Annotated in this window: 3 protein-coding genes; 2 read left to right on the forward strand and 1 reads right to left on the reverse strand. The window is 72.6% G+C overall.

Translation table 11 applies throughout. The annotated features are described in order from the left end of the window. Positions 1–36: 36 nt before the first annotated feature. Positions 37–3,261: a glycoside hydrolase family 3 C-terminal domain-containing protein gene (locus tag ACFWGZ_RS39100; protein WP_382456641.1), complete on the reverse strand. Its 3,225-nt coding sequence runs from the start codon at positions 3,259–3,261 to the stop codon at positions 37–39. Positions 3,262–3,418: 157 nt separating this feature from the next. Here ACFWGZ_RS39100 and ACFWGZ_RS39105 point away from each other — a divergent pair, with 157 nt between their 5' ends. Together ACFWGZ_RS39105 and ACFWGZ_RS39110 are read left to right on the forward strand one after the other, a co-directional pair. After that, positions 3,419–4,696 (forward strand): RICIN domain-containing protein, encoded by a 1,278-nt coding sequence (locus ACFWGZ_RS39105; RefSeq protein ID WP_382456642.1) that lies wholly within the window; start codon positions 3,419–3,421, stop codon positions 4,694–4,696. A 30-nt stretch (positions 4,697–4,726) separates the two neighbouring features. After that, positions 4,727–5,638 (forward strand): DUF6891 domain-containing protein, encoded by a 912-nt coding sequence (locus tag ACFWGZ_RS39110; RefSeq protein ID WP_382456643.1) that lies wholly within the window; start codon positions 4,727–4,729, stop codon positions 5,636–5,638. Positions 5,639–5,660: the final 22 nt, after the last annotated feature.

Here is a 5,660-nt window from a genome sequence, read left to right on the forward strand (position 1 = left end):
CCGTGTATAAGAGACAGCTCCTGCGTGTCTGCCGGGCTAGCGCCGCGGGATGCGCCAGGTCTGCGCCGCGCTGCCGTTGCACCACCAGATCTGCAGCTTGGTGAAGTTGTCCGACCAGCCGTTGCGCACGTCCAGGCACTGCCCGGACTTCACGTTCACCAGCGAGCCGCCCTGCACGCGCCACTGCTGGGCCGGTGTGCCGTTGCAGTCCCACAGCTGCACGGGTGTGCCGGGGTCGGTCCAGCCGTTCGTGACGTCCAGGCACCGGCCGAGCGCGCGCAACGACCCGTCCGCGTCGAGCTTCCAGTCCTGCGCGCCGGTGCCGTTGCAGTCGTAGAGCCAGATCGCCGTGCCCGGCCACGTCCTGCCGCCGTCGACGTCGATGCACCGGTTCGCGAGGCCCTGCATCCGGTCCGCCGGTCTCGGCAGCACCCACGCCTGGGCGGCGCTGCCGTTGCAGGTGGCGAGGGACGCCTGCCCGCCTGACGTCAGGCACCGGCCCCCGGCTGTCAGCGCGCCGTTGGACTCGGCCGTCCACCGCTGGTTCGCGCACTCCGCCAGCACGGCCCGGTCGCCCTGCAGGGCGAGGCACTTGCCCAGCGCGCGGATCGTGCCGTCCGGCGCCGCGTGCCAGCGCTGGGCGCCCGTGCCGTTGCAGCTCCACACCCCGACCGGGGTGCCGGCGGCGGAGGCGGCGCTCGCCACGTCCAGGCAGGTGCCGTGGTTGTTGGTCAGCTGGCCGGTGGCGCCGTTCGGGATCCGGAACGCCTGCTGGGTGACGGTGCCGCTCAGCCGCAGGTCCCGCGAGGACGCGCCGACGGAGATCGTGAACGTCCCCGCGGGCACCCGGAACGTGCGTTCGGCGGTGTCCCAGTGCGCGAACGCCCGCCGGTCGACCGTCATCGCCACGCGGGTCGAGGCGCCAGGGTCGAGCGCCACCTTCGCGAAGTCGCGCAGCTGCCGCGGCGGCTCACCCGCCCCGCCCGGATAGGCGACGTAGACCTGCGGCACGGCCGAGCCGCGCCGGGCACCGGTGTTGGTCACGGTCAGCGACACCGTGACCGCCCCGTCGGCCTGGGTGAGGCTCAGGCCGCTGTAGGCGAACGTCGTGTAGCCCAGGCCGTGGCCGAACGGGAACATCGGTGCCACGCCCGTCGCGTCGTGCCATCGGTACCCGACGAACAGGCCCTCGGTGTAGTTGTAGTCGCCGCCCACCCCGGGGTACTGCTCGGGCGTCTGCATCGGGTCGGAGCCCAGGTCGACCGGGAACGTGACCGGGAGCCGCCCGGATGGTTCCGCGGCACCCCACAGCAGGTCGACGAGCGCGGTGCCGTTCTGCTCGCCGGGGTACCAGGCCTGCATCAGCGTCGGCGCCGACGACAGCCACGGCATCGTCACCGGGCCACCGGTCTCCAGCACCACGACCGTCCGCGGGTTGGCCGCCGTGACGGCCCTGACCAGCTCGTTCTGGTTGCCGGGGAGCTCGATGTCGGCGCGGTCGGCGCCCTCGGTCGTGCGGTCGCCGACGACGACCACGGCGACCTGCGCCGCCTGGGCCGCCCGCACCGCCGCCTGGATCTCGGGATCGGCGCCCGCGGGCGGGAACCAGTCGAGGGAGAGGTTCGCGAAGCCCGCCGCCTCGGTGTAGTCGACGACGACCTGGTGCGGCACACCGGCCTGGAGCGGCACGGACGCCCAGCGGGTCTGCGTGCCGTGGTCGCCCCAGTTGTCGACGACCTGGCGGCCGTCGACGTAGAGGCTGCTACCGTCGTCGCTGGTCAGCGCGAACTGGTAGGTGCCGGTCGCGGGCGCGGTCAGCGTGCCGACCCAGCGGGCCGACCAGTTGTCCTCGTTCACGCCCGGCGCGGGGGAGCCGGTCAGCCAGTTGAAGTCGATCACCGAGTCGGTCCGCGACACCACGGGCGTGCCGGACAGGCCGCGGTTGTTGTAGAAGTCCGCGCGCAGGCCCGTGAGCGCTCCCGCCGGGACCGTGAACGGTTCCCGGCGCGCGCCCACGTGGTAGGTGAGGCCGTTGCCGAGGCGGGCGCGCAGGGCGTCCACCGGCTTCACCGTGAAGTCGGGGTACGGGGTCACGCGGGAGCTGCCATCGCCGCCGGTGTGCGCCACGTCCGCGTAGATGCCGGACAGCGCGACCGTCGTCGTGGCGTTGGTGAGGGGCAGCAGCCCGGCGTCGTTCTTGAGCAGCACGGTGCCCGCGGCCGCCTGCCTGCGGGCGAACGCGGCGTGCTCCGCCGGGCTGAACGACGGTGCCGGCCGCGGGTCGAGCGCCCCGATGCGCAGCAGCATCCGCAGCACGCGCCGGGTCCGTTCGTCGAGCACCGACCTGGCGAGCTCACCGGAGCGCACCGCGCCCGGCAGGCCCGCGTAGAAGGTGGAGCCGCCGAACTCCTGGTCGAGGCCGGCGAGCGCCGACCTCACCGTCGAGTGCGTCGCCGGGTAGTCGGAGCCGACCGTGCCGGTGAAACCCCACTGGTCGTTCAGGATGTCGTTGAGCAGCGGGAAGTGCTCGCACGCGTAGGAGTGGCCGACCTGGTTGTAGGCGCACATCGCCGACCACGCGCCGCCCTGCTTCACCGCCATCTCGAACGCGGGCAGGTAGATCTCGCGCAGCGTCCGGTCGTCCACATTGGAACTCGCCGACGTGCGGTCGTTCTCCTGGTTGTTGACGGCGTAGTGCTTCACCTGGGCGGCGACGCCCTGGCCCTGCACGCCCTGGACGAAGCTCGCGCTGAGCTGGCCCGCCAGGTACGGGTCCTCGCCGTAGGTCTCGAAGTTCCGGCCGCCCTGCGGCACCCGCACGATGTTGACCATCGGCGCGTACAGCACGTCGTAGCCGCGTGCCCTGGTCTCCTTGCCCATGAGGACGCCGGCCTGGTTCGTGAGGTCCCGGTCGAAGCTCGCCGCCATCGCGACGGGAGCCGCGAACGCCGTCGCCGGTTGCTCGTCGCGCACCCCCGCCGGGCCGTCGGTGAGGCGCAGAGCCGGGATGCCGAGCCGCGGCACGCCCGCGACGTAGCCGACCTCGTGGTGACCGAGCGGAGCCGAGATCCCCCGCAGGAGGGTGACCTCCTCGTCGACGGTCATCTGCTGCAGCAGTCCGTTCACGCGCTGTTCCGGTGAGACGGGCTGCTGGGCGGTGGCCGTGGTGGTCGCTGTGGCGGTGGAAACCGCGCCGGACAGGAGGATGGCGACTGCCGCGATCTTGAACGAGCGCGCGCTGCGCCCACAGTGGACGGTCATTGTCCCGACTCCCCTCACGATCGGGGGAGAGTTGCGCGCGCACTACTCGCCTGAGTGGATCTCGCACGAATGTAAATGCCTCGAACGTGTAATACCAGCACCCGTACGACTGACTTCTAGAAAAAAAGGAGTACTGGCAGAGACGGGGGATACGTCCATGGCCCGAGTCCTGAACGTGGTCGCGCACCACGACGACGACCTGCTGTTCCTGAGCCCCGCCCTCATGAAGGACCTGCGCGACGGCAACACGGTGCGGACCGTGTTCCTCGTGGCGTCGGACTACCACACGTTCCCGACGTACATGATGGAGCGGGAACTGGGGGTGCGAGAGGCGTACGCGGTGGCGGCCGGCCTCACCGGGCAGTCGTGGCGCTCGCACGCCGTGTCCGCGGGGAACCTGTCCGCGACGCTGTGGACGCTCGGCAACCGCGTCTCGATCCTCGAGAACCGGCTGCCGGACACGTCCACGGCGCCGGAGAACCGGTTGTGGAACCTCTACGCGCGCAACGTCTCGATCACCGGGCGGGCGCTCGACTTCGCCCTGGCCCAGACCGCCGACCGCGGCACGGTGGTCGCCTACCTGCGCGCCGCCATCGCGGACTTCCAGCCGGACGTCATCAGGACCACCGACCCGTCGGCGGACCTCCAGCTGCAGAACACGCCGTCGCTGGGCCTCGAGAACATCTTCTTCCACCGCGACCACGTGGCGGCGGCACGGCTCGTGCAGACCGCGCTGCTGACCCTGTCGCCCGTGCCGCAGGTCATCTACTACCGCGACTACACGATCAGGGGCGAGGCCGGGAACCAGTCGGCCTCGGACACCACGCTCAAGCGCGACACGTTCCGCACCTACGCCGTGCACGACGTGGACGTCTGCCCGAACGGCGGCGTGAACTGCCCGCCGTCCGGCGGCTTCTACGACGACCTGATGAACAAGCAGTACATCGCGGACGCGGCGTGGTTCTCCGACCACGCGATCCCGTTGGCCGAGGACGACCCCGCCAAGCCGTGGCCGGTCATCGGCCAGCACTTCAACCTCCGCAACCGCGGCACGAACCTCGAGCTGGCCGTGCACAACGCGACGACCGCCGACCTCGAACCGATCATCGGCTGGCCGCACAGCGGCAGCGCGAACCAGCGGTGGCGCTTCGAGGCCAACCCGCAGGGCTGGGAGCTCGTCGCGAGCCACTCCGGCAAGTCGTTCGACGTGCCCGAGTCGAGCCAGTCGAGCGGGGTGCAGCTGATCCAGTTCTCCCGCACCGGCGCGCTCAACCAGACCGTGCGGCTGCGCGGCAGCACGGCGTCGGGCTGGCGGCTGCTGTTCGCCCACTCCGGACTCGCCCTCGCCGTGCAGGGCAGCGGGAACGGGGCACCGGTCGTGCAGCAGTCGTTCTCCGGCGCGGCGAACCAGCTCTGGGACCTCGTCGCGGCCTGACCGCCCGCCGCGGTGTGCCAGAGTCTGCGGATGCTCGACATCACGGTGCGAACCGAGAACTCGGAGCGGCACGTCCGCCCGTCCGCCGGGGAGCTGGAGGAGCTCGTCCGGCGCATCGGCGGGGCGGGCGACCGCTTCCTGGTGCTGCAGCGCGTGCCGGACCTGCCCGACGTCTTCGCGCAGGTCTGGCACGAGCACGGCGGCGGCTACGCGGTGGAGCACCGCGGCGCCGCCGGGCACTTCGAGGCGACGGCCGGCGGGCCGGACGAGGTGGCCGCCGCCCTGCTCGGCTGGGCCCGGCGGGAGTCCGGCTGGGACGGCGGGCTGTCCTGGTCGCCGCTGGAGGCGGGCCCGGCCGAGGACGTGCCACCGCTCGACCTCGCCGACGACGAGCGCGCGGAGCTCGAGAACCACGTCCGCGCGGTGCTGGCCGCCGGCTACGCCTCGCGCGCCGGCTTGGCGGAGGCCGCGGAGGAGTACCTCGTGACCGGCGACCGGCGGCCGGTGTCGCGCCACCAGGCGCAGGCGCTGGCCGACCGGCTGTGGCTCGAGCGCGTGGCCGAGCAGGCGTCGTGGCCGCAGGAGACCGACCCCGACCGCCTCACGCGCGCGTTCGCGGCACTGGACGCCGCCGGCATCACCGCGCGGGAGAACTTCACCTGCTGCCGGACCTGCGGGCAGGCCGAGATCGGCGACGAGGCCCGGCCCGGCGCGCGCGGGTTCGTCTACTTCCACACCCAGTGCACGGAGGCCGCCGCGGCCGGGCACGGGCTGACGCTGCTCTACGGCGGGTTCGACGGCTCGGCGGAGACGACCGCGGCCGTCGGGGACGAGGTCGTCGCCGCGCTGCGGGCGCAGGGGCTGCCGGTGCGGTGGAACCGCGACCCCGGCCGGGCGATCACCGTGACGCCGTTGCGGTGGCACCGGCGGCTGGTGGGCTGAGACGCGCGACGGCCCCCGGGAC

This window comes from Lentzea sp. NPDC060358 (genome assembly GCF_042725365.1).
Lineage (GTDB): Bacteria > Actinomycetota > Actinomycetes > Mycobacteriales > Pseudonocardiaceae > Lentzea.

Excerpts from the sequence above, each read along its gene's own strand:
- ACFWGZ_RS39100 (WP_382456641.1), bottom strand. The coding sequence starts at position 3,261 with ATGACCGTCCACTGTGGGCGCAGCGCGCGCTCGTTCAAGATCGCGGCA.
- ACFWGZ_RS39110 (WP_382456643.1), top strand. The coding sequence starts at position 4,727 with ATGCTCGACATCACGGTGCGAACCGAGAACTCGGAGCGGCACGTCCGC.
- ACFWGZ_RS39105 (WP_382456642.1), top strand. The coding sequence starts at position 3,419 with ATGGCCCGAGTCCTGAACGTGGTCGCGCACCACGACGACGACCTGCTG.